The sequence below is a fragment of the Archaeoglobus sulfaticallidus PM70-1 genome (assembly GCF_000385565.1).
GTDB classification, from domain to species: Archaea; Halobacteriota; Archaeoglobi; order Archaeoglobales; family Archaeoglobaceae; genus Archaeoglobus_A; species Archaeoglobus_A sulfaticallidus.
In genome coordinates, this window is the sequence record NC_021169.1 from 1,600,204 (window position 1) to 1,623,775 (window position 23,572).

General features: G+C 43.4%; 30 protein-coding genes and 1 pseudogene. 17 read left to right on the forward strand and 14 right to left on the reverse strand.

The window, feature by feature from the left end; genetic code table 11:
* Window positions 1–299 precede the first annotated feature (299 nt).
* Window positions 300–1,226, reverse strand: coding sequence for an MBL fold metallo-hydrolase (locus ASULF_RS08665; RefSeq protein ID WP_144060530.1), 927 nt, complete (start codon window positions 1,224–1,226; stop codon window positions 300–302).
* 138 nt (window positions 1,227–1,364) lie between these two features.
* Here ASULF_RS08665 and ASULF_RS08670 point away from each other — a divergent pair, with 138 nt between their 5' ends.
* Window positions 1,365–1,514, forward strand: coding sequence for a 50S ribosomal protein L40e (locus ASULF_RS08670; RefSeq protein ID WP_015591351.1), 150 nt, complete (start codon window positions 1,365–1,367; stop codon window positions 1,512–1,514).
* Window positions 1,515–1,572: 58 nt separating this feature from the next.
* Here the strand turns inward: ASULF_RS08670 and ASULF_RS08675 are convergent, their stop codons facing one another.
* Together ASULF_RS08675 and ASULF_RS08680 are read right to left on the reverse strand one after the other, a co-directional pair.
* A complete protein-coding gene (locus ASULF_RS08675) occupies window positions 1,573–2,628 on the reverse strand; it encodes a branched-chain amino acid ABC transporter permease (protein ID WP_015591352.1) in 1,056 nt (351 codons plus the stop codon).
* A complete protein-coding gene (locus ASULF_RS08680; RefSeq protein WP_015591353.1) occupies window positions 2,604–3,524 on the reverse strand; it encodes a branched-chain amino acid ABC transporter permease in 921 nt (306 codons plus the stop codon). The genes ASULF_RS08675 and ASULF_RS08680 overlap by 25 nt, the downstream gene beginning before the upstream one ends.
* 51 nt (window positions 3,525–3,575) lie before the next feature.
* Here ASULF_RS08680 and ASULF_RS08685 point away from each other — a divergent pair, with 51 nt between their 5' ends.
* From ASULF_RS08685 to ASULF_RS08695, 3 genes are read left to right on the forward strand one after another with little or no spacing between them, the layout of a single operon-like run.
* Window positions 3,576–4,877 carry an ABC transporter substrate-binding protein gene (locus ASULF_RS08685; RefSeq protein ID WP_015591354.1) on the forward strand — a complete coding sequence of 434 codons (1,302 nt, stop codon included), beginning with the start codon at window positions 3,576–3,578 and terminating at the stop codon, window positions 4,875–4,877.
* Window positions 4,858–5,634 carry an ABC transporter ATP-binding protein gene (locus ASULF_RS08690; protein ID WP_015591355.1) on the forward strand — a complete coding sequence of 259 codons (777 nt, stop codon included), beginning with the start codon at window positions 4,858–4,860 and terminating at the stop codon, window positions 5,632–5,634. Before ASULF_RS08685 ends, ASULF_RS08690 begins: the two co-directional genes overlap by 20 nt.
* Entirely contained in the window at window positions 5,612–6,322 is a 711-nt protein-coding gene (locus ASULF_RS08695; RefSeq protein ID WP_015591356.1) for a branched-chain amino acid ABC transporter ATP-binding protein, read from the forward strand. The genes ASULF_RS08690 and ASULF_RS08695 overlap by 23 nt, the downstream gene beginning before the upstream one ends.
* A 62-nt stretch (window positions 6,323–6,384) precedes the next feature.
* Here ASULF_RS08695 and ASULF_RS08700 read toward each other — a convergent pair whose 3' ends face one another.
* The 6 genes from ASULF_RS08700 to ASULF_RS08725 all read right to left on the reverse strand — a co-directional run bounded on the left by ASULF_RS08700 (window position 6,385) and on the right by ASULF_RS08725 (window position 10,610).
* Window positions 6,385–7,050 carry a hypothetical protein gene (locus ASULF_RS08700; protein ID WP_015591357.1) on the reverse strand — a complete coding sequence of 222 codons (666 nt, stop codon included), beginning with the start codon at window positions 7,048–7,050 and terminating at the stop codon, window positions 6,385–6,387.
* 1 nt (window position 7,051) lies between these two features.
* The gene (locus tag ASULF_RS08705; protein WP_015591358.1) at window positions 7,052–7,357 is read right to left on the reverse strand and encodes a DUF3227 domain-containing protein; all 306 of its coding nucleotides are present in this window, start codon (window positions 7,355–7,357) and stop codon (window positions 7,052–7,054) included.
* Window positions 7,358–7,367: 10 nt separating this feature from the next.
* Window positions 7,368–8,699: an ATPase domain-containing protein gene (locus tag ASULF_RS08710; RefSeq protein ID WP_015591359.1), complete on the reverse strand. Its 1,332-nt coding sequence runs from the start codon at window positions 8,697–8,699 to the stop codon at window positions 7,368–7,370.
* A gap of 75 nt (window positions 8,700–8,774) precedes the next feature.
* On the reverse strand, window positions 8,775–10,136 hold the full coding sequence (gene purF, locus ASULF_RS08715) for an amidophosphoribosyltransferase (protein ID WP_015591360.1): 1,362 nt from the start codon (window positions 10,134–10,136) through the stop codon (window positions 8,775–8,777).
* A 40-nt stretch (window positions 10,137–10,176) separates the two neighbouring features.
* On the reverse strand, window positions 10,177–10,356 hold the full coding sequence (locus tag ASULF_RS08720; RefSeq protein WP_015591361.1) for a 50S ribosomal protein L37e: 180 nt from the start codon (window positions 10,354–10,356) through the stop codon (window positions 10,177–10,179).
* A 20-nt stretch (window positions 10,357–10,376) separates the two neighbouring features.
* Window positions 10,377–10,610, reverse strand: a complete 234-nt coding sequence (locus ASULF_RS08725; protein ID WP_015591362.1) for an LSm family protein — start codon at window positions 10,608–10,610, stop codon at window positions 10,377–10,379.
* Window positions 10,611–10,705: 95 nt separating this feature from the next.
* Between ASULF_RS08725 and ASULF_RS08730 the strand changes: the two genes are divergently transcribed.
* Window positions 10,706–11,179, forward strand: a complete 474-nt coding sequence (locus ASULF_RS08730; protein WP_015591363.1) for a DUF1947 domain-containing protein — start codon at window positions 10,706–10,708, stop codon at window positions 11,177–11,179.
* A gap of 53 nt (window positions 11,180–11,232) precedes the next feature.
* On the opposite strand, the gene ASULF_RS08735 is transcribed toward ASULF_RS08730, so the two are convergent.
* The 5 genes and pseudogenes from ASULF_RS08735 to ASULF_RS11765 form a co-directional block, all read right to left on the reverse strand.
* Complete coding sequence (locus ASULF_RS08735; protein ID WP_015591364.1) at window positions 11,233–11,541, reverse strand: ribonuclease P protein component 4; 309 nt, start codon at window positions 11,539–11,541, stop codon at window positions 11,233–11,235.
* Between the two features lie 30 nt (window positions 11,542–11,571).
* Window positions 11,572–12,678: a BMP family ABC transporter substrate-binding protein gene (locus ASULF_RS08740; protein WP_015591365.1), complete on the reverse strand. Its 1,107-nt coding sequence runs from the start codon at window positions 12,676–12,678 to the stop codon at window positions 11,572–11,574.
* 126 nt (window positions 12,679–12,804) lie between these two features.
* Window positions 12,805–13,059, reverse strand: coding sequence for a hypothetical protein (locus ASULF_RS12440; protein ID WP_394295717.1), 255 nt, complete (start codon window positions 13,057–13,059; stop codon window positions 12,805–12,807).
* 246 nt (window positions 13,060–13,305) lie between these two features.
* Entirely contained in the window at window positions 13,306–13,818 is a 513-nt protein-coding gene (locus ASULF_RS11420; RefSeq protein WP_015591366.1) for a GNAT family N-acetyltransferase, read from the reverse strand.
* A gap of 52 nt (window positions 13,819–13,870) precedes the next feature.
* Window positions 13,871–13,962 (reverse strand): annotated as a pseudogene (locus ASULF_RS11765) (IS5-like element ISArve1 family transposase); the annotation flags it as partial.
* Between the two features lie 376 nt (window positions 13,963–14,338).
* Here ASULF_RS11765 and ASULF_RS08750 point away from each other — a divergent pair.
* The 12 genes from ASULF_RS08750 to ASULF_RS08805 all read left to right on the forward strand — a co-directional run bounded on the left by ASULF_RS08750 (window position 14,339) and on the right by ASULF_RS08805 (window position 23,561).
* Window positions 14,339–15,154: an amidohydrolase family protein gene (locus tag ASULF_RS08750; RefSeq protein WP_015591367.1), complete on the forward strand. Its 816-nt coding sequence runs from the start codon at window positions 14,339–14,341 to the stop codon at window positions 15,152–15,154.
* 367 nt (window positions 15,155–15,521) lie between these two features.
* Window positions 15,522–15,875, forward strand: coding sequence for an NADH-quinone oxidoreductase subunit A (locus tag ASULF_RS08755; protein ID WP_015591368.1), 354 nt, complete (start codon window positions 15,522–15,524; stop codon window positions 15,873–15,875).
* An 8-nt stretch (window positions 15,876–15,883) separates the two neighbouring features.
* The gene (locus tag ASULF_RS08760; RefSeq protein ID WP_048098381.1) at window positions 15,884–16,375 is read left to right on the forward strand and encodes an NADH-quinone oxidoreductase subunit B; all 492 of its coding nucleotides are present in this window, start codon (window positions 15,884–15,886) and stop codon (window positions 16,373–16,375) included.
* Window positions 16,347–16,814 carry an NADH-quinone oxidoreductase subunit C gene (locus ASULF_RS08765; RefSeq protein ID WP_015591370.1) on the forward strand — a complete coding sequence of 156 codons (468 nt, stop codon included), beginning with the start codon at window positions 16,347–16,349 and terminating at the stop codon, window positions 16,812–16,814. Before ASULF_RS08760 ends, ASULF_RS08765 begins: the two co-directional genes overlap by 29 nt.
* The gene (locus tag ASULF_RS08770) at window positions 16,811–17,914 is read left to right on the forward strand and encodes an NADH-quinone oxidoreductase subunit D (RefSeq protein WP_015591371.1); all 1,104 of its coding nucleotides are present in this window, start codon (window positions 16,811–16,813) and stop codon (window positions 17,912–17,914) included. The genes ASULF_RS08765 and ASULF_RS08770 overlap by 4 nt, the downstream gene beginning before the upstream one ends.
* Window positions 17,911–18,885 (forward strand): NADH-quinone oxidoreductase subunit NuoH, encoded by a 975-nt coding sequence (nuoH, locus tag ASULF_RS08775; RefSeq protein ID WP_015591372.1) that lies wholly within the window; start codon window positions 17,911–17,913, stop codon window positions 18,883–18,885. The genes ASULF_RS08770 and nuoH overlap by 4 nt, the downstream gene beginning before the upstream one ends.
* Before the next feature lie 6 nt (window positions 18,886–18,891).
* The gene (locus tag ASULF_RS08780) at window positions 18,892–19,284 is read left to right on the forward strand and encodes a NuoI/complex I 23 kDa subunit family protein (RefSeq protein ID WP_052312092.1); all 393 of its coding nucleotides are present in this window, start codon (window positions 18,892–18,894) and stop codon (window positions 19,282–19,284) included.
* A 1-nt stretch (window position 19,285) separates the two neighbouring features.
* The gene (locus ASULF_RS08785) at window positions 19,286–19,765 is read left to right on the forward strand and encodes an NADH-quinone oxidoreductase subunit J family protein (RefSeq protein ID WP_015591374.1); all 480 of its coding nucleotides are present in this window, start codon (window positions 19,286–19,288) and stop codon (window positions 19,763–19,765) included.
* Between the two features lie 2 nt (window positions 19,766–19,767).
* The gene (gene nuoK, locus ASULF_RS08790; RefSeq protein WP_015591375.1) at window positions 19,768–20,070 is read left to right on the forward strand and encodes an NADH-quinone oxidoreductase subunit NuoK; all 303 of its coding nucleotides are present in this window, start codon (window positions 19,768–19,770) and stop codon (window positions 20,068–20,070) included.
* 8 nt (window positions 20,071–20,078) lie between these two features.
* A complete protein-coding gene (locus ASULF_RS08795; RefSeq protein ID WP_015591376.1) occupies window positions 20,079–21,530 on the forward strand; it encodes a monovalent cation/H+ antiporter subunit D family protein in 1,452 nt (483 codons plus the stop codon).
* 2 nt (window positions 21,531–21,532) lie between these two features.
* Window positions 21,533–21,790, forward strand: a complete 258-nt coding sequence (locus ASULF_RS08800; protein WP_015591377.1) for a hypothetical protein — start codon at window positions 21,533–21,535, stop codon at window positions 21,788–21,790.
* Window positions 21,783–23,561, forward strand: coding sequence for a Na(+)/H(+) antiporter subunit D (locus tag ASULF_RS08805; protein WP_015591378.1), 1,779 nt, complete (start codon window positions 21,783–21,785; stop codon window positions 23,559–23,561). The genes ASULF_RS08800 and ASULF_RS08805 overlap by 8 nt, the downstream gene beginning before the upstream one ends.
* Window positions 23,562–23,572: the final 11 nt, after the last annotated feature.

A 23,572-nucleotide genomic window follows, 5' to 3' on the forward strand; every position in this document is an offset into this window, starting at 1 on the left:
CCAGTACTTTATATATTCATTTATGCCCTGTTGAAAGTGAGAGCAGGTTTGTGGTGCACCTTAAAACTTGAATCGTTGTAAGGAGGAGTACGACTGTACTTTCTAGCATCTAACGATTTTAACAATCTACAGTGAATCGAGACGAATGGCGCGAGGATTAAAAGTTAACAATTACAGGAAGGAATATGAATATTCTCACCTAATAGTAAGTGTTAACACAACTTCAACGCTTGTTACTTTGTGAAGTACCGTGAATCAGAGGGCTTTCGTAGCGACATTTTGTAAAATGGCCAATCCGGCTAATCCGGACAGAATCTCTCCTTCACATAACCCACGATTCCAGAGAGGGTATTGTTCACGAAGTAATCCTCTCTGTCCATAATGTCTTCATCAAGGTACGATATCTTCGAGAAGAGATTGTCTTTTTTCGTCAGCTCTTCTCTTGAAAGTTCTATTATTTCCTTTTCATCCCTGTAACCTTTCTTGCAAGCAATCTCCTGAACAACTTCAACCCACAGATCCATCTGATCCATCGCCAGTTCGGCCATCTTTCTGCTATCCTCTTCATATCCAAAATGCCCAAAACAGGCTGTAAAGTTACCACTGTCATGTATTTTCTCTATTGACTCCCTAGCAACCTCGTACACGAATTTAGGTGGTGTGGCTGGCCGTAGGTAGAAATCCCATGTTTTGAGGTAGTGATGAACTCCTATGGCCTCTCCAACGAAGATGTACCTGTCATAGATATAGCAGTTGTGGTGGGGCGCGTGTCCGGGGGTTGCGATTACCTCAACCTCAGTTCCCTCAAATTCAACATCGCCTTCATATATATTTTTCTCGGGAACCGGCTTGATTCCTCCGTACATTCTTGCGATATCTCCAAGGACCTTTAAGCTTCCTTCCCAAAGCCTTTCGGGATTTATGAGATGTTTTTTACCCTTATCATGTACAACAACTTTAGCATTCGGATAGTACTCCAGAAAACTTCCAAGCCCACCAGCGTGATCTATGTGAATGTGAGTCAGCAAGATGAACTCCACATCTTCAACCCCAAGATACTTAAGAGCTTCAACAAGGAGTTTTACGGTTTTAGTTGTACCGACATCCACAAGAAAGGCTTTTTTATTGCTTTTGAAGACCCATGTGCTGATGAACTTCCTGAAACCCTTTCTTTCGTGAGGCAGATCGATCAGATATAGTTCATCGCTGACCTCAAGAATCTTCATGATAATACCTTTATCAGACAATATTAAAACTTTTTTAGCAGGTTCTGCCCTAGATGTCCCCATAAAAACGCCTTCAACAAAATACTTAAATAGCCATTGTGATTTCTTTGCAGATATAAAGAACAAGGGTGATGAGAAATGGCAAGATTTCCGGAAGCTGAGGCAAGGTTATTCAATGTCAAGATATGTATGAAGTGTAACGCCAGAAATCCAATAAAGGCCACCACATGCAGAAAGTGTGGTTACAAAGGACTCAGGCCGAAGTCCAAGGAGAGGAGAGGTAAGTAATCAAATAAATTCCAGCTTTTTAAATCCTTTTAATTCTAAAAAATTTTATAAAAATTGATTAAATATCAAGTTTGGATTTTATGTTTCTTTTCTTCACGACCTTCTTTATCGGTTCTGTCAGTATCGGCTTCTCTTTCAGAATTCCCTCTGGACGATAGACGAGAATGACCAGCATCACAAAACCAAAGAGAATGTACTCAAGCCATACCGGATCGAAAGGAAGTCCCAGAGTGCTCACAATCTCGAATTTATATGTTATCAGAAATATTCTTGCTATGACAAAAGAAGCCACCCCTATAAATACACCCCTAGTGTTACCAAGACCACCAAGCAGAATCATGAGGATCGGATAGAAAGTCCATTCAACCCTACTGAAGTTCGTTGCTATGACATTCACCGAGAACATTGAATACAATGCTCCAGCCAAAGCGGCGATTCCAGAACCAACTGCAACCGTCTTGATTCTTAGCATCATTATATCCTTACCGTATGTTTCAACCACAGCCTCGTTCTCCCTCATTGCTTTCAGCAGCCTTCCATACGGAGATGCAAGCATTCTGCTCACTAGAATGTAAACCAGTATCGCGATCAGGATTATTATAAAGGCAAAGGCAAAGAGTCTCTGTTCTCCGGGAATGAAGTTGAGCACATTGGGGAAAGTAACCCCATAGTAGCCTCCGATTATATCCGGATGGTAGTAGCTTATAAGAAAAGCCGATTCACTCAACGCCAAAAGCGTAATCGCCAGATAATCTTCAGACAGCTTTGCACTTGGCAGTATGAATATGGCACCAGTTACGGCCCCAAGAAATCCCGCAAGGATCAGAGAGAAAACAAGGATCGCAATTCCAACCGCCGGATTCTGGGCTATTATGTCGTTGAAGGCAGTTTTGACCACACCGCTCGCATCTATTATCTGTCCGCTTACACCAAGAATCACCATCAGGATTCTGTTTACCACACCACCAACAGCTATAGCCCCAATCAGCACTGCTAAAGCTCTTCCGAAGTTGGGAATTCCCCCAAATCCATATTCTATGTTGAGACTCAAACCAACTATGAGATACAGACCAATCCAGATGATTATGTTCAGGATAAGAAACTCCTGAGCCATTTCAACCTCCTCCATTTTATGGACATTATTCCTTTAGGTGCCAGAATCAGCATTATTATCAGAACTATCAACGAGACAACTCTGCTATATACCAGCACACCTGTGCCAAATACCTTTGAGAGTTCGAATGTCACAAAGGATTCTGACATACCAACAACATAGCCTCCAATCAGTGCACCGAATATGCTCCCCAGTCCTCCAACGATGCTCGATGCAAAGATTGAGACGATTATTATCCCACCAGTCATTGGGACTATCTCCTGCCTGAATGGCAGCAAAGCTCCAGCCAGAGAAGCGAGGGCTGCAGAAAGTATCCATGAAGTCAGCCTCGTTGTCTCGACATTCACACCCATTATCTCAGCCAGAGAAGGATTCTCCATTGAAGCCCTCATCGCAACTCCAAATTTGGTCTTGAAAAGAAGCAAATACAAACCGAATAAGATTAAAGCAATGACAGCAATAGATACGAAAAATATACCGCTCATAGATCCAATAGAGAAATCATACGGAGTAAATATAAACTTTTTAGCCGATTTTTTAGTTATAACACCCAAATAATCAGAATAGGCTCCAATTACCCCCAGTAATATTAAATCTACAGCAAGAGTCGCAATCATTAGTATGACAACCTCCGCTCCCCTACGGATCAGTGGTTTCAACACACCAATATATATCACCAGCCCCAGCAAGCCACCAGCTACAAATGTGATTGGAATCGACGCATACGGGTGTATTCCGTAAAGTCTGAAAAGCGTTAGAGCTACATAGCTCCCAAAGACTGCAAAAGACCCTTGGGCGAAATTTGGCACAGCTGTTGTGATATAGGTCATTGTCAGTCCTATGCTAAGCAGTACAAGTAAATTTGAGTAGATTATCGCTCCTTCCATTACTGACATAAACCGCAATTTAACCAAAAGTTTTTAAAGTTTTAGGTTATTTGATACCACATGTCACTCAGAAAATTAGTTTTGGTAATAGCCATCGCAGCGTTGCTGATGGCTTGCGCCCAGCAGGCAGAGAAGCCAGTCCCGACACCTGCTGAGAAAACACCGACTGCAGAGAACACTCCAGAAGTGAAAGAGGTTGAAATTCCAATTGGTGTGCTTGTTGACCTATCTGGACCGCTTACAACATATGGTGAAGATATAAAAGCTACGGTAGAAATAGCCAAAGATGAGATCAACAAGTACTTTGAGGAGAAAGGTAAGCCATACAGGGTAAAGGTATATGTTGAAGATACGAGAGTTGATCCAAAAGTCGCTCTGGATAAGGTTCAGGCATTGCATGGAAAGGGAGTGAGGCTTATAATTGGCCCAATGGGTAGTGGTGAGGTCAAGAACATCGCAGATTATGTTACCGCTAATAAGATAATAATAATATCACCTTCATCAACGGCGATACCACAGCTCCTCGGTATTACAAAGCCTGAGGAGAAGAAGTTCATATTCAGATTCGTCGCACCGGATACATTCCAGACCAAGGCAATAGCCAAGGAGGTTCAGGAGCTTGGAATTAAGGGCGTTGTTATAACATATGTCGGCAACGCCTGGGGTAAGGGTTTGGCCGATGCTGCAAAGCCGTTGTTTGAGGAATACGGTATTGAGGTTGCAAAGGTTGTCGAATATCCAGATCCACCACCAGCAGACTTCTCACAGTACATAAACGCAATTGAAGATGGTATCAAGAATCTTGCTGATAAGTACGGCACAGAAAAAATTGCTGTTGTTGCTTTCAGCTATGAGGAAACATACACAATGCTGTCCCAGATTCCAGAGGACTCAATTCTGCTGAAAGTTATGTGGATCGGGTGTGATGGTAATGCCTACAGTAGAAAGATCACTGAGATGTGTGACAGGGTTAACGCCGTAAAGATGTACTCCACACTGTTCGAGTCCAAGGGAGACAGCTACGAGCAGCTCAACAAGACATACTATGGCAAGTATGGCAGAACGACCTACCAGTATGGTCTCGATGCATACGATGCTGCATGGGTGCTAGCCCTTTCATTCGCACAGGTTTATGACAAGGAAGGCAAGTTCGATCCGGATGCAGTTGCAGAGGTTATACCAAAGGTTACTGAAGAGTACAGCAAGGGAGCATATGGAGTTACCCCAGTAAGCGGATTCATCAAGCTCAACGAGTGGAACGACAGAGCTTCTGGTAACTACGCAATCTGGGGTGTTGAGGACTGTCAGTGGGTACTGAAAGGAATATGGAAGTCTGAGAAGAATGAAGTCGAATGGAAGTGATCTCCTATATACTAAAAATCTTTTTAAATTTTTTGACGGGCTAACAGCCCTTAATGGTGTGAATATAAGAGTAAAGGACAATAGAGTAACGCTCATTATTGGCCCGAACGGAAGCGGGAAAACCACATTCATAAACACCGTTTCGGGCTTTTACAAGGCCGATGAAGGTCATGTTTATTTTGAAGGATTAGAAATAACGAATAAGCCGCCCCATGAGATATATCAGAACGGCATAGTGAGGACTTTTCAGATACCACAGCCGCTGAAGAAGCTGACGGTACTGGAGAACCTGCTGATAGCAGACTACAACCCAGGAGAGAGCGTAGTTGGCAGTCTACTCCCAGGATGGAAGAAGTATGAGGAAGACCTTGTGGAGAGAGCATTCGATGTGCTGAAGTTCCTGAAGATAGACCACCTGTGGGACAACCTGGCGTATCAGCTGAGCGGGGGGCAGCTAAAGCTTTTAGAGATTGGCAGGGCAATGATGACCGATGCAAAACTGATAATAATGGATGAACCAGTAGCTGGAGTTAACCCAGTTCTTGCAAAGTCCATACTGGACAGGATAAAGGAGTTGAAAGCCAGAGGTTACACATTCCTCATAGTGGAGCACAGGCTGGATCTCGTTTTGCCATATGTTGACTACATATATGTGATGGCAAACGGTAGTGTGATTGCAGAAGGTGTTGAAGAGGATATAATGAGCAACAGAGAAGTGATAGAGGTGTATTTGGGTGATACGGGCGGAAGAACTTAATGCTGGATATAAGGAGGTTCAGGTCCTATTTGATATAAATGCAGAGGTAAAAAAGAACCAGATCACAACAATAGTAGGCCCGAACGGGAGTGGAAAGAGCACGCTGCTGAAGACTCTATTCGGACTAACGAACATTTACTCAGGGAAGGTCATCTACAAGGATGACGATATCACATACACTCCTCCACATGACAGAACCAAGCTTGGCATAGCATATCTTCCTCAAGTAGACAATGTGTTCACGAACCTGACAGTAGAGGAGAACCTGAAAATTGCTGGATACACACTCGATGACGGTGAATACGAAGAAAGAAGAGAGATAGCCTTAAACGCTTTTCCGGAGCTAAAAGACTACCTAAACAGAAAAGCTGGAACGCTTAGTGGTGGAGAGAGGCAGTTTCTTGCTATAGCTACAGCCCTGATCAGAAAATCAGAGCTCTTAATGCTGGATGAGCCTACAGCACAGCTATCTCCAAAGTTTGCAGAGATCATCTTCAACAAAATACTAGAACTTAGGGATGACTTCAGGCTTACGATCGCACTGGTTGAGCAGAATGTCAAAAGGGCTTTGGAGATTAGCGAGAAAGCATACTTGCTTATAAGCGGCAGGGTCGCGTTTGATGGGAAAGCAAGAGAACTGCTGGAACACGAAAAGTTCGAGAGAATGTGCATGGGGTTATTGGATTAATTTAAATATTTTTATTTTTTCCTGCATTATTTGAGATTTCCATCATAATCTCGAGCTTTCAATCACAGCTGGGTGAGTCCTCCACAGCCACTTTTTGAGTTAAAAAACACAACCTCGTCGTGTTCGATTTTGTAATACCATTTCTTTAGATTCTCTTCAGGAAAGGCAGATCTAAGTAAAATAGCGTACCTCAGAAACTCGTCATCTCTTTCCTCAATACCCAGCCTTAATATATTGTACGAAAAGCTCCTGAGGATGCCAATCACCTTTTCAGAGAACATCTCAACATTCATCACAGTAAGCACATCGAGATCTGCCTTATACCTATCGAGACCTGAAATTCTGGGATATATCCCGACGAGATTTTCTTCACCCACCATAGTATAGTAAAAACACAATCCTGTAACTACTGCAAGAGTTCTCCCTTCCACTTTTTTCAAGAAATTTCCAATATAGCCTGTTATTATTGGAGCTGATCCCTCGATACTCTTATCCTCATGCCTGCCAAATACAGATATTATATTTTCTTTAGATATTAATTCACCAATTTGGGTAAGAAGAAATTTGTCCGCATCGAAAAAAGATATCAGGAATACATGCTCATATTCATCCCTAACAACCTCGAGATACTTTTTAATAAAAATACCTTCCTCTACCCCAGTTTCGACCTCTATCAGAGATGGAGAATTTTTTAAACTCGAAATGGCAAAAATCTGCAAAGGGTTCATACTACAGAACATATGTTTTCAGTATTTCTATCGCCTCTTTCAGGCTATTCGGCTGTTCTTTGAACCCCACTAGTTCTTTTACTTCCTGAATTAATAGTAGTTCAAAAAATCTTCCGCTGTACTCACCGAATAAGTCTCTCATACTATCTACAAACTTTTCCGGATTTTCATAAGCCATATCCAATCCCTTACCTTCTCTGCTTTCAAGGTGGACTTCCAGTATCTTCAGCAGAGTTGGATCCGTTTTTTTAATTGCATTTTTAACAGCAGTTATGACAAGATCTCTGGGCGACGAGTACTCTATCATTTACACCACCTCACCCGATTATTCTAATCCCGTCATCGGTTATCTCATACGAATGGATTTTTCTGGAGTGGTCGGTACTTCTTGATTTCAATATCAGCAGCTTCCTATGGACAGAATCGTTTTCAAGTTCATACCATAGAAGTACGATGTTGTCCGACAGTGTGCTCAGGCCAGTCTGAGGTATTTTTCTCAGATTACCTTCAAGATTAAGAGTCGTGCATAACGTTATTCCAAGTCTCTTAACCGTTAACTGAATGTATCTCACCATTTTAGAGAGTTCAACCTCCTCCATATGCTCATTAAGAGAGGAAAAACTGTCTATGAACAAGACTTCTGGCTTGAAGGATTCTATCAAATCGTATATCCTGGCAAAAAAGGTTACGGGGCTGTAAGCCTCAGGGATCATGTCTTTTATTATCATATTTTCCTTGACGGCGGAATAATCCATACCGTAGTTCCTCATGGCTCTTAATATGTTTTCTTCACTTTCTTCAAATGTTATGAACAATGCCTTTTTTCCATTCAGTGCATTGTTGTAGGTAAAATGCAGTCCGAAGGTTGTCTTTCCAGTACCGGTATTCCCTATGAAGACCGTGATTGACCCCCTGTAGAATCCACCACCAACAAGCTCATCAAGCTCTTTTATCCCGGTAGATACTCTCTCAAAACTGGCTTCTCCAATCCTGTTCAACTCAGGTATATCGAAGAAAAATATGCCCTTGTCTGTTATCGTGTACTCGTATTGTGGCTTCTTTATCTTTAAACCTCTCATCTTGGGTACTTCCAGAATCCTTCTATAGTGCTCATCATGTTTCAGGTACCTCAGTATTATCAGACCGTCCACTACAAATTCTTCTACTCCATAGCCGAATTCCTCGCTTCCAATCGGCTTTTCAGCTATTATAAACGCTGTTGCACCCTTCTTTTTTACAAATCTTCCAAGACTTGTGTGAAGAAAAGTTCTAATGTTCTCTTTCGCCAGCACACTCAAAATCGCTGTTATTGAATCTATAACAATGATATTGGGATTGAATTTTTCTATTTCACTGAATATAAAACTAAGCTGCGTGTCCACAACATCTCTGCCAGCGGTAAATAGATCCATATATCTGAAATTCTCATTTTCCAGTTCGAAACCAAGTTTTTTAGTATATTTAAAGAAATCCTGTTTTGTTTCATTAAACGAGACAAAAAGTACCTTTTTACCCTCCTTTATCTCCTCATGAGCTATCGATGATACCAGTATGGTTTTTCCCGTTCCCGGTTCTCCTGCGATCATGATAATAGATCCTTCAGGAAAATCTCCTTCTATAATCTTGTTTTTAAAATATCCAAAGGACATGTATCTCAATTAATTCAAAAACTTAAAAACCTTTTGAATTGAATAAGATGATATTCATCACAATCATCCAAACATTCAGCACTTCATAGCACATTCAACTGGGACGGGATACCTAGAGGTCAAACAGGCCAAACACAGATCTTCCCGTCTAATACCAACGGAATCTAACAGCCCCTCTAAGCTGAGATACGCCAGAGAATCAGCCATTATATCTCTTCTTATATCCTCAACACTTTTTTCAGATGCTATAAGCTCCTCTCTCGTTGACATGTCAATACCAAAATAGCATGGGGATACAATTGGTGGACTCCCGACTCTGAAATGGATCTCTTTCGCTCCAGCCTTTCTGACGAGCTCTACGATCTTTCTCGAAGTTGTTCCCCTAACAATGCTGTCATCTATTAGCAAAACCCTTTTGCCATTGACATTATCCCTCAAAACATTCATCTTGAGCTTGACTGAGAGCTCTCTATTCTCCTGCCCGGGAATTATGAATGTCCTGCCAACATACCTGTTTTTGATCAGAGCCTCAAGATATGGTTTCCCGGATTCATGAGCATAACCAATTGAAGATGTTGTTCCGCTGTCAGGGACCGGAGACACAAGATCAACTTCAGCCGGGCTTTCTTTTGCCAGAGTTCTGCCGATGTTGTACCTGACCCTGTAAACATTCCTGCCATCTATTACTGAGTCGGGTCTCGCAAAATAGATGTATTCAAAGACGCAGACGCATTTTTTGTCACTCCCAGCGATCTTTTCAAATCTCAAATCGCCGTCTTCGATTATCACTGCTTCTCCTGGCCTTACATCTCTTATCAGTTCTGCTCCAACGGAGTCTATGGCACATGATTCTGACGCGATTATGTATCCAAACTCCCCTTCTCCAACACAGAGGGGTTTAAACCCCATTGGGTCTCTGTATCCAACAACCATATCGTTCAGCAATAGTGTGAGAGTAAATGAGCCCATGAGTTTCTTTGTCAGCATGGAAAGGGCTGTTTCAAGATCATTATCTAGAAGATACGAGGAAAGGAGGTAAACAATTACTTCTGTGTCTGAATCGGTATGAAACACTTTTCCGTCAATTTCCAATTCCTTTCTCAGCTCTCTGTAGTTGACGAGATTACCATTATGTGCTACAGCTATACTGCCATATCTTGACTTCACAGCCAGTGGTTGAGCGTTTTCGATCCTTGACTGTCCGGTAGTTGAATACCTGACATGGCCTATTGAAGAATTCCCCTTCAGCATCGACAGGATCTTGTTACTGAAGACTTCGCTGACCAGACCCATGTCCTTGTAGAGGTTCACCCCAACGCCTGAAACGGCCATTCCAGCGGATTCCTGACCTCTGTGCTGAAGAGAAAAAAGTGCATAATATGTAATATGAGGTGTCAGATCCACATCGTTACAGAAGACACCAACTATGCCGCACATTCAAATCTAAGTTGGCTGTGAGGTTAAAAAGTTTTTAGATTTAGTTTCTCGATTTCTTCTTCCTCACCCATGAGTAGCTTCTGAGCCTCTTGCTTCTTCCAAATCCGCATGATGCACAGTATCCCTTTCTTCTATGGAAAGATACCTTTCCACATCTCCTGCACTTTATGTGAACGATTTTCCTGCCTCTCTTACCCATTGATGCTGTACCCTTCGACATTCAAAATACCCCCTTTTCAGCTACCTTTCAAATTTCGATGGAGATACAAAAACTACCGTATCTCCTCTAATCACAACACTTCCGAGTTTCCTGACGATCTCTCCTCCCTGAATCTCTTCCGCATCCATCAGCACCAAATTCATGTGAATATCATATCCATCCAGGATTCCCCTGAATTCCCTTCCACCCTTCAACCTAACAATTACAGATGTTTGTAGTGATTTGTTAAGCACATCCAGTGGTCTGTTTGCCATTCTCCCTTCCTCCAGTTAAAAAGGCTTTTAAGTTGCATATATGAAGGAGTATTTAAAAATATCGTTAGTTCGCAAACTACATAGAGGGTGAGACAATGAAGAGGCAAAGGTTGAGAAAAAAGAAGGCCAAAAGGATAAAGAATCTTATTGCTGAAAAGTATTCCATCGAGATCGAAGGAGATATAGATCTGGTTGAGATCGATGGCAGGAAAGTGTACCTCGTTAACGATGATCCACTTCTATTCGAGCATGATGGGGAGATTTATCCAACAATTCTGGCTTTGCTTAAAAATAAGCCAGAAGGGAGAAAAGTTGTTGTGGATAATGGAGCTTTGCCGTTTGTTATGAATGGAGCAGACATAATGAAACCCGGAATCGTTTACGCTGATGAGGAGATTAATAAAGGAGACTTTGTTTTTGTGACCGTTGAGGGAAAGGATTCACCGATAGCCGTTGGAATTGCCCTCGTCGATGGTAAGGAGATGATTGGCAAAAAAGGCAAGGCTGTGAAAAACATACACCATCTGAAAGACAGAATATGGAATACATTCTTTTCTGAAAAAAAATAAGGAGGGAGGGATTTTCAAACTCCTCGTTGACTCTTTACCGATAGAAAAAGCCATTATGATATGTCCCGGAGCTTGTACGGTATCCTCTTTTTATACCCACAAACCAGGCACTCTATCGTCTTAACTCCCCTCAAAAGCCTGATCTTCACATTTTCAGACTTGAATGGAGTGTAACACTTTCTGCAGAAGGTGTTTCTGTATTCTTTCGGAATTCTAACCCTGTACTTGCTGGAGATTTTCATTGCCAGCTCAACATATCTCCTCGACAGATCAGAATCGTCTGTTTTAAAAGCTCTTTCCATCAGGAGAACTATTCTCTCTCTCGCGATTTTTTTCTCCAACTTCTTATCTCTCTTGAGCATTTCAATCAGAAAAATTAAAAAATAAAAAATTTACTTCTGTGGGATCTCTCCAACAACATTATCCACAAAGAAGTTCATTGAAAGCAGTTCTTCGTCGGTCATTGCCTCTCCTTCAGCCTTGACAACATTTCCATTCTGATCGATGATTGGCCCAACAAATGGATACTGCTCAGGCACCTCTCCCTTCAGATACTTCTCTTTCTCCTGCTCAACGATCTTCCTGACATCCTCCGGCACAACCTTGTTGAATGGTGCTAGATCAACCACACCCTTGTCGATTCCCCACCAGATCTCCTCACTCTTCCAGGTTCCAGCCATCACATTCTCAACAACATAGCTGTATATTACACTCCAGTTCCATATCGGGGCTGTTAGATGTGCATTTGGTGCAAACTTGGACATATCGCTGTTATAGCCTATGGAGTAAACACCCCTTTCTTCAGCAGCCTGCTGTGGTCCGGGAGAATCCTGATGCTGAGCAATAACATCACATCCCTGATCGAGAAGGCTTATTGCAGCCTCCTTCTCCTTTGCAGGATCGTACCATGTTCCAGTCCAGACAACTATAACCTTGGCATCCGGATTTACTTTCTTAACACCCAGTGCAAAGGCATTAATTCCTCTGATAACTTCAGGAATCGGATGTGCTGCAACATATCCTATCTTGTTGGTCTTGGTCATGCTACCGGCAACAAGACCGCTCAGATATCTCGCCTGATACATTCTTCCAAAATAGGTTCCAACATTCTTTGCCGTCTTGTATCCACTGCAGTGCATGAAAACCGTGTTCGGGAAGTCCTTCGCGACCGTGATAGTCGGATCCATGTAGCCGAATGAGGTCGTGAAGATTATATCATAACCCTGTTCGGCATATTCTCTTATAACTCTCTCAGCATCTGGGCCCTCAGGTACAGCCTCGCTGTACTTCGTCTCCACAGGATAATGCTCCTCAATGAACTTCCTGCCGAGATCGTGAGCATAGCTCCAGCCAGCATCACCGATGGGGCTAACATACACAAAAGCAACCTTGAGTTTTTCTTCTGCTGGAGTGGGGCTGGGTTTTGCCTCTTTCTGCTCTTCTGCACATCCAATCAGCAGAAGAGCAAGTACCATTGCCACAAGAATGGTTCGCCTCATGTTCCTGAATTCAAGTTGTAAAAAATAAATTTTACCCTTTCTCACACTCGTCATTTACATGTTCTATCCATGCAAGATCGGGTACTCCGAACTCACATCTGTTATGTCTGAACCTATCAAACTATTTTACCATAACAAGGGAATGTAGATAAAGAATGTAGATAAAATAAGATCGCAGGCAAAACCAAAAGATGCGAACATCTCATAACTTCCTATCGCCTCACCCATCTTTCCTTGTGGTGCACATCGGCTAATAATCGAAAAGATGGGAGGTGTAACTATTCCGTTTGCAATGCCAAGGAGAGTCATAAGTCCGATAAAAAAGATTGGATTGTGGAGTAGTATAAAGGGGGAAAAAGAGACAAAACCATAAGGAAATATCCTATCATGATTGACTTTTTATCCCCCATTTATCGGAAATCATACCTTCAGGAATGTTCAATAGTTCAATAGTGTTCGAGCTATGGCAGTAGCCGTGAAAAAGCTCCCAATTAAAAACAGGAGTAGCTTGTAGCTCCCTACCAAGGGATAGGTATAAATGGTATTACGAGCCCTGTGCCGATTTCGGAGATAAATCCCAATATACATATCCCGCGAACAAGAAAATTTTGCCAAATGAGCCACTCCTTAAAGGAATTTACCAAATTCGATTTCATCTACCAAACTGCCTTTGAAGTTAAATTTCTTCAGTCGTCTTCCCTCTTGGTGATACCCATTCTTTTTGAATAAATTGAGTGCTGCTGTGTTTGGGGCTATCACTTCAGCTTCTATCTTGATAATACCCTCTGATTTTGCTATCTCCTCAATTTTTCGTAGCAAGGCTGTTCCAATTCCTTTTCTCCAGTAGGAGGGGGCGACAGCAATGCCTACCTTCGCGACATGAGAAAGTTTTGGCGAATCGGATTTGAATAACTGGCATTGTCCAACAACTTTTCCATCATTGGTTACAGCTACAACCGTAAGGTTAGATTCTAAGGAAGCGAGAAATCGAATCCTGTCTTTCTCCATTCTCTCCCTCTTTGGAGTAAAGTATAGGTAGTCTGCGACTTGGCTCATCCAGTTATAAATAAATTCGTATTTTTCTTCAGTGTAATCTTCTAAGGAAGCTTTTCTGATAGTGATTTCTTCTAAAGAGAACATTAAATTTTATTTTCAATAGCTTCTTTATAAATCTTCTTACATCTTGGAAAACTCTTTTCCAGTTCTCCATGAACACTATGCTGAATAAAATTATCCTCTCTTTACAAGCCCTTCATTGTACTCTTTCCAGTTTATTTTCGGCATGGAAGTGTTAGAAGTTTTATCCGGATTTAATTTTTATTGTGTATTATTTTGAGTAGGTTTTGTTCGACAAAGCAATAAATATAAACAGAACTTCTAAATTTCTTAATCTATCTTATTAGAATTTTCATATACTGCAAACAAAGATCGGATTATTGGTTAGATCCTTGACTTTTCGAGATTCTATACGATAGCATAACCAGACTTCTGCAGCGCGATCGTCGAGCTACTAAAACTCGAGACCCATTGAGATCTCAGCAATAAAAAGATACTGCAGTTTGGCAGTTCTCCTTTTCTGATAACCTCACAAATACCACGAATACCGCTCCAATCTCAGAAGTACAAAAAGATAAATAACTTTCCAGATTAAAGAAAAAGTATGATTGTCGATACTCATGCTCAGTTGTGGACGAGGGAGGTTATCGAATCCCTCCCTAGGAGCATGGTGGATAGCTACTCAAGAGTTTTCGGCAAGGACTTTAGCATCTCTGTAGAGAAAATGCTAGCAGATATGGACGAAGCTGGAGTTGAAAAGGCTGTTGTGGTGGGAGTAGATGCAGAAACAACATACAGCTATAAAGTATCAAACGATGCTGTGTATAGGGCATATGAAGAGAGCGGTGGGAGATTGATACCTTTTGCTGGAGTTGATCCCCATAAAGGAAAGGTTGCGTTAAAAGAGATAGACAGAATAGTGAAGCTTAATTTTAAAGGATTGAAGTTCATGCCACATCTGCATGAGCTAAATCCCAACGATCCAAAGATGTATGAGATATACAGGGCTGCGAACGATTACGGACTACCACTGCTATTCCACACAGGCACCCAGTTTCATAAGGGCAGCAAAATAAAGTACTGCAGGCCATTATATCTGGATGATGTAGCTGTGGATTTTCCAGATTTGAAAATAATTATTGCTCATTTCGGATATCCCTGGTATGAGGAGGCTCTGGCTGTTGTCAGGAGAAACGAGAATGTGTACTTCAACATAGCCGGTTGGAGTCCAAAGTACATTCCCGAAGTTGTTATCAGGCAGATGAACAGCATACTGAGCGATAAGGTTCTTTTCGGGACAGATTATCCCCTGATGAATTACAAAAGAGTTGTTGAAGAGTTGAAACAGCTTAATCTGAAGGAAACAACCTATGAGAAGATGTTTTACAGAAATGCAAAGAGGATAGGGATTGTGGATTGATTTGAAGTTATTCTGATTTCATTATATGTTTGCGGATTCAGATTACCACCATAGTTAGCGGATGCAAAGGGCGTTTGATGAGTTTTGGACATTGCAAAAACCAGAAATTATCTCTAAGGAGTACAATCCGGATTTTATTCCGAAGAAGTTGCTCTGGATGGTGTTAAAAAATTGCTGAGACATGTTAAATCTTTTCTTAGTAACTTCATTTTCCTCTTCACTTGCTGTTATTCTCCATTCCATCGAGTTCTAGGAGATCTTACCATTTCTCTGAGTGCACTCAAATCACCATGTCCCAGCAGAAAAATTTTTAAATCAAACTAATATTAACAATTAATCGTTAAAATATTGGAGGTGATAGCAAAGGATGGATGAATACCTTACAGTTATGGTATATAGCGTAACAGTAATCGCCTTTGCATTCCTAGCCTACATAGTATCCAGACTTTTGAGGCCAGAGAAGCTTGAGAAGGAGAAGTACACTACCTATGAGTGTGGAGAGGAGCCAATAACTCCTGCTTGGTATCAGTACAGCCTGCAGTACTACATGTACGCCATTCTCTTCGTCATATTCGACGTGGAGATACTGTTCCTCTACCCCTGGGCCTTGCAGATGAAGAATACAGAGATATTTGTAGCAGGAATGATCTTCCTGTTCATCGTCTTTGTTGGGCTTGTATATGAGTGGAGCAAAGGTATACTCGAGTGGCAGAAAACATGATGCTCTTCATGATTCGACTGGACAGCTTAAAGGATATCGTTGATGCAAACAAGCTGGTAAGATGGTTAAGATCCAAATCACCATGGGTCTTCACCTTTGGGCTTGCGTGCTGTGCCATAGAGCTGATGGCCATGGGCGCGCCGAGATTCGATGGGGTTGAGAGGTTCGGCATGCTCGCAAGGGCCACCCCAAGGCAGGCAGATGTCATGATCGTTTCCGGATGGGTTACGAATAAGATGGCTCCGGTCGTGAGAAGGTTGTATGAACAAATGCCAGAGCCGAAGTATGTCATTGCGATGGGTGAGTGTGCCATAAGTGGAGGGCCATGGTTCGATTCGTACAATGTCGTTGATGGGGTTGACAGGATAATTCCCGTAGATGTCTATGTGCCTGGATGCCCCCCAAGGCCAGAAGCTCTGCTCGATGGAATTGTGAAGCTCAGAAGGATGATTCGAGAGGGGAAAACGAGGTATGACAGAGAATTTAATGGAAAAAAGTAGGCTAGATTTTCTCCTGAAAGAGATTGAGAGTGCTGGAGCTTTCCAGATAGCTGTCCAGAACGAAAAGAGAATCTGGGTTGAGATCGATAGAGACAGCCTTCATGAATTCTGCAGGTTCATAAAAGATCTAGGATTCGATCACCTCTCATGCATAGTTGGAATCGACAGGAAGGATTATCTCGAGGTTGTATATCATGCGTGGTCCTACATACACAGAGTTATGATCTCTGCGAGAGTAAAACTTCCCGCAGATGACCCTGTTATCGATTCTGTAACGGATATCTGGGGCTCAGCAGACTGGCATGAGAGGGAGGCTTTCGACATGTTCGGGGTAATCTTCTCGAATCATCCAAAACTCAAGAGAATACTTCTCCCAGAGGACTTCAAGGGTTTTCCGCTTAGAAAAGAATTCCAGCTTAAAGAGAGGGACTGGATATGATTTCAGACATGGATTCGGTTCTCCTCAACCTCGGTCCCCAGCACCCGAGCACGCACGGTGTGCTGAGGCTCATAGTCGAGCTTGAGGGTGAGAGGGTTGTGAGGGTTGAGCCGGTAATAGGCTACCTGCACAGAGGGTTTGAGAAGATCGCTGAGAATAGAAACTACATCCAGATAATACCCCTCACCGACAAGCTCGATTACATAGCCTCCATGGCCAATAACATGGCCTATGTGAAGGCTGTGGAGGAGCTGATGGGCATAGAGGTGCCTTTACGGGCGGAGTACATCAGAGTTATGGTTCTGGAGCTTCAAAGAATAGCCAGCCATCTTCTCGCTTTGGGAAGCATAGGGAACGACCTCGGCATGCCCTTCACGCTGATGATGTACACATTCAGAGAGAGGGAGAAGATTCTCGATATGTTCGAGATGCTGACCGGGGCGAGGCTTGGATATAACTACATGAGGATCGGGGGAGTTTCAGATGACCTTCCTCTTGGGTTCACAGACTATGTCAGAACATTTCTTGAGGAGCTGGAGGTCAGGATGGAGGACTATGAGAGGCTGGTTTATGACAATGAGATATTCATTGCGAGAACTGAAGGTATTGGAGTCTTGAGTCCAGATAAAGCGATCAACCTCGGTGCTACAGGCCCTGTGCTGAGAGGTTCTGGAGTGAGAAGGGATGTCAGGAAAGATGAGCCTTACAGCATCTACCACGAACTGGATTGGAAGATAATCACCGGCAAGAGGGGAGACTGCCTTTCGAGGGTTTCGGTGTGGATTGAAGAGATGAAGATGAGTGCTGAGATAGTTGAACAACTGCTTGACTCGATCCCTGCTGGCAGTATAAGGGCGAAGGTTCCCAAGGTCATCAGACCAAAGGAGGGGGAAGTCTATTCAAGAATTGAGAGTCCGAGAGGTGAGCTTGGTGTACATCTGGTAAGCGATGGAAGTGCAAGACCATACAGACTCAAAATAAGAAGCCCGGCATTCTGCAACCTCTCCATTCTACCACATATATCAAAAGATGTTCTCCTAGCGGATCTCATAGTCATCATCGGGAGTCTCGATCCCGTATTCGGGGAGGTTGACAGATGAATTCAGCTTTATATTTGCTTGAGAACCCGCTGATTAGGGGGCTGGCTGGAGCGCTGATAGTCGTGGGCATGATCTCAGTTTCAGTACTGATTCTCATCTGGGCTGAGAGAAAGATCATAGCAAGGCTACAGCACAGATACGGCCCAAACAGAGCGGGAAAGTTCGGGATTCTGCAAACCATTGCAGATGGATTAAAGCTGTTTCTGAAGGAAGATATAACTCCTGCAGGAGTTGACAGGATCACATATTCTTTAGCTCCAGTACTGTGCTTCGCTCTGGCCATGATCCCGTTCATAGCCATCCCGGTCGGCAGGAACTACATTGTGGCAGATCTCAACGCAGGAATACTGTTCATACTCGCCGTTGCGAGCCTTTCAGTGATTCCTGTTATGATGGCTGGATGGTCTGCGAACAACAAGTACAACCTGCTCGGAGGGTTGAGAGGGGCAGCTTTGATGATAAGCTACGAAATTCCAGCAGGTCTGGCGATAATAGGCATCCTGGTGCAATCGGGTTCGCTGAGACTGGCGGATATAGTCGAGGCACAGAGAGATGGATGGTTCATCCTGCCACAATTTCTTGGATTTGCTGCATTCCTCATATCAGCCTTCATGGAGTCAGCAAGACCTCCATTTGATCTGCTTGAAGCCGAATCTGAGATCGTCCAAGGATGGACGACAGAGTATGGCGGTGTCAAGTTCGCCCTGCTCATGTTCGGAGAATACACTCATTCCGTGCTTTCAGCAATGCTCATAGCAATTCTGTACCTTGGAGGCTGGCTCGGACCATTCGATTCATCGCTGTGGCTCATCATTAAAGCCCTTCTTGTCATGATCTTCCTTATGTGGGTCAGGGCTTCAGTTGCAAGAATAAGGATAGATCAGATGCTGAACTTTGGGTGGAAAGTTCTAATCCCCATAGCCCTACTCAACATCGTGATTGCTGGAATTGTTAGGTTGCATTATTATTAGGTTGCTATGAGAACCTTAATGCTCCAGCCACTGTTTGTAACCCTGAAGCATCTTGTAAAGAAGCCAGTGACTGTGCAGTATCCGGATAAGAAGGTAAAGCCATCTCCGAGATACAGAGGATTTCTTGTTTACTATGTTGACAAATGCACAGCATGCCTTTCCTGCGAGAGAAACTGCCCGAACAACTGCATCCGAATAAAGACTAGAAAAGAGAACAAGAAGAGAATCGTTGAAGAGTACATCTACTTTGCCGGAAGGTGTATGTTCTGCGGGATATGCGTTGAAGTTTGTCCCACAAAGCCAAAGGCGATACGGATGACGGACGAATATGAGCTGGCGAGCGATTCCAGAACATCTCTGGTTTTCGATCTGGTAAAAGTTGAGAGATCCAAGAGATAAGGTGATCAATACGATAGAGATAGTGCTCTGGGCGATAATCCTCTTCTCAGCTATCATGGTTGTTCATGCCAGAGAGGTTTTCAATTCAGCGTTATACATGGCCCTGCTCTTCATAGCCACGGCAGGACTGTTCATATTGCTGGATGCTGAATTTGTGGCGGTAGTTCAGACACTGATCTATGCTGGAGCCGTTACAGTGATTTTGCTGTTTGCGATAATGCTGACGAAGAGGGAAGAAGGAAAGGATATGCTCAGAACAGACATAAATCCACTTAAAGTGATCTCTATTATATTATTCGCCCTTGCGATAATACCACTCGCCGGAACATCAAAAATCCTGCTCATCAAAAAAGGCATTTACGGTTCGCCATACATCATAGCAAGCGAGCTTTTCGAGAGATATGTGCTGCACTTTGAACTGATAGCGATTCTGCTTCTGGTAACCCTGATATCCTCAGTCTATCTCGCCAGAAGGGATTGAACATGCTAAGCCTTGAGAACTACATACTTCTATCAACCACTCTGCTGCTGATAGGGGCTTATGGAGTCATAGTTAGCAGAAATGTGATCAGGATTCTGATGTGCATCGAGATAATGATGAGCTCAGCCAACGTAAACCTCATCGCTTTCTCGAACTACCTGAGTGATATCTCTGGGCAAATACTCGTCACATTCTCACTTGCAATTGCTGGAGCAGAAGCGAGTATAGGCTTTGGCATAATACTGCTGATCTTCAGAACCTACCACTCGACAGAAGCCAGCCTGCTGAGGAAGCTGAGATATTAGGTGATACAATGGAAATAATATCGATCAAACCTCTTCTTGCAATCCTTGTATCGATGGTTGCATCCCTGCTCATCATTCTGTCCGACAAAAAGCCCAACCTGAGAGAGTTCTGGAGCGTTATTGCTGGCATTATCAAATTCTCAATAGTCATCTCAATGGCTCCGGCTATACTGCACGGAGATGCCATAGTCCTGAAAATCAGCGAGATAATTCCGGGATTCGTTGAGCTGAAGCTTAAAGTTGATGCTTTTGGAATGTTCTTCGCAACCACAGCATCACTGTTGTGGATTCTCAACACCCTCTACTCGATAGGATACATGCGATCCTTGAGAGAGCACTCGCAGACAAGATATTTCGCGTGCTTTGCCATTGCACTATCAGCCACAATGGGAATATGCTTTGCCGGAAACCTCATAACACTTTACCTCTTCTACGAGATCTTGACCGTTTCAACCTACCTTCTTGTTGTTCACGAGGAGAGCGTGGAAGCTTTCTTCGCTGGCTGGAAGTATTTCGTGTATCTGCTCGGTGCATCAGTTATGCAGTTAAGCGCAATAGTTCTGACATATGTTTATACCGGAACCACTGACTTCAGCTATGGAGGTGTTTTCGGGAACATAAAGCCCGAAATCGCAATCCTGCTTCTGATATTCTTCATCGCTGGCTATACCAAGGCTGCTGTTATGCCCTTTCATTCATGGCTCCCCACTGCAATGATTGCCCCGACTCCTGTCAGTGCCTTGCTTCATGCGGTGGCAGTTGTTAAGGCAGGAGTATTCTCGATCCTTAGAGGGGTATTCTTTATCATAGGGTATCAGAACTTGTCTGCCGACATCTCGGTCTTGTTCGCCTACTTCGTTTCCATCACGATAATAGTCGCCTCTCTGTTTGCGCTATCTCAGGACAATCTGAAGCTCAGGCTTGCCTACAGCACGGTAAGCCAGCTTTCTTACATAATACTGGGAGCTCTGCTGCTAACCCCAAGTGGAATGATTGGAGGCATATTCCACATCGCAAGCCATGCCTTCGGCAAGATAACGCTCTTCTTCTGTGCTGGATCAATATATGTTAGCTCTGGATTGAAGAACATAAGCGAGATGTCCGGGATTGGTAGAAAAATGCCGATCACGATGATTTCCTTTGCAATCGCAACGCTCACGATGATAGGCCTCCCCCCTGGGGCAGGATTCATAAGCAAGTGGTATCTGGCTTTAGGAACAATAGAAATGCATCAAATTCCGTTGCTGATTGTTTTGCTCGTAAGCTCAATCTTGAATGCTGGATATTTCCTGCCAGTGGTTTACAAGGCTTTCTTCGAAGACAATCCGAAGATCTCAGGCATATCAGAATCGTCGCCATTCGTGTACATACCTCTTCTCATCACTTCCATCGCTTCAGTTGCGATCTTCTTCTATCCAGATTACTTCCTGAGCTTAGCAAAACTAACGCTCGGGGTGTGAGCATGAATCTATCGGAGAAGTTATTCGATCTGGTAGAGAAAGGAGAGAATAGAAGGAAGCTGAGAAGGATTTTTTACATAGTGCTTGCCATCACATTCATATCAGATTTCTTCATCAGAAGAGAACATGTGGAGTTTGTCTGGCAGGCAATACCTGGTTTTGCCTCGTTCTACGGCTTCATTTCATGCATCTTCATCATAGTTTTCTCCAAATGGATCGGGCACAGATGGTTGATGAAAGAGGAAGATTATTATGACTGACTTCTTTTACCCCTTCTTTCCTCCCTCGCTGATATTCATTCTGTCAGCAATAGCAGTCCCACTCCTGAAGGGGAAGATAAGAAACATATATCTGCTAACAATACCGGTAATAGCCTTCCTGGACCTTCTCAGGATGGAGAGCGGGATACACCACTCCTACGAGTTCATGGGCTATAACCTCGTTCTGTCAAGAGTTGATGATCTGAGCATGGTCTTTGCCTATGTTTTCGTGATAATGGCATTCGCTGGGGTGCTGTATGCACTGCATTCAAAAAACAATCTGGAGTTTGCTTCAGCCTTCATATACATAGGAAGTTCGCTGGGAGTTGTTTTTGCTGGAGATCTATTCACACTATACATCTTCTGGGAGATAATGGCAGTATCTTCAGTTTTCCTGATCTGGCTTAACAGTGATCCGTGGCAGGAGAAAAAGAAAGCCTTACAGGCAGGGTTCAGGTACATAATGGTTCATGCTGCCGGAGGAGTCATACTGCTTGGAGGAATAGTGCTTTACATCCTGAACACCGGCTCGATAGAATTCGATAAGATAATTTATGGAGATCTTGCCTCGGTACTGATCCTGATAAGCTTTATGCTGAACGCTGCAGTCCCACCGCTTTCCGCATGGCTCTCTGATGCTTATCCGGAAGCAAGCGTTACCGGATCTGTTTACATGACCGCGTACACAACAAAAACAGCAGTTTATGTCCTTCTGAGGGCTTTCTCAGGAGTGGAGATTTTAATCTGGCTCGGAGCGATAATGGCAGTATATGGAGTTATATATGCCGTTCTTGAGAACGATATCAGGAGGTTGCTGGCATACCACATAATAAGCCAGGTTGGGTACATGGTAGCTGGAGCTGGGATCGGAACGGAGATGGCAATTAATGGTTCAGCGAGTCACGCGTTCTGCCATATTCTGTACAAAGCCCTGCTGTTCATGGGTGCCGGAGCTGTGATCCATGTCACAGGCAGAAGAAAGCTCACAGAACTTGGAGGGGTGTACAGATACATGCCTATCACCTTAGCCCTCTACATGATTGGGGGTTTCTCAATTTCAGCCTTCCCGCTGTTTAGCGGGTTTGTAAGCAAATCCATGGTCATTTCAGCCTCAGCAGAATCTCATCTTCCGCTCATCTGGCTGATGCTCACTCTAGCCTCATCAGGAACCTTCCTGCATACCGGACTGAAGCTTCCATACTTCACATTCTTCGGCCAGAATTCTGGATTGAGGGCTAAGGAACCCCCAGCCAACATGTTGCTTGCAATGCTGTTTCTTGCAATCCTCTGCATTTTCATCGGAGTCTATCCGGATGTGCTTTACAGCATTCTGCCATATCCGGTTCACTTTGAGCCATACACAGCACAGCACATTTCAGAGACAATGCAGATTCTGCTATTCACGGCACTCGGATTCTTCCTTCTCCTTGGTAAGCTGGCTGGAGAGCCAACAATTAGCCTCGACACAGACTGGTTCTACAGAAAGGGTGCGAAGCTCTTCATGTGGTTTATAAGGAACCCTCTCGCTAACTTAGGTCTGCTCCTCGAGAGGTTTTTCTTCAACAAATTCCCAAAAGCCATTCTGAACTTCACAGATCTGTGGATTGCATTTGATCTGCATGTGGTGGATGGTGCTGTCAACGGAATATCCAGTGCTACGATTTTTGTCTCTGAGAAGGTTAGAAGAATCCAGATGGGAGACCTGCAGAACTACATCTCCATCTTTATCGCTGGGATGGCTGTGCTGATGATGCTCCTGTGGTTGTGGTAGCATGGTTGTGG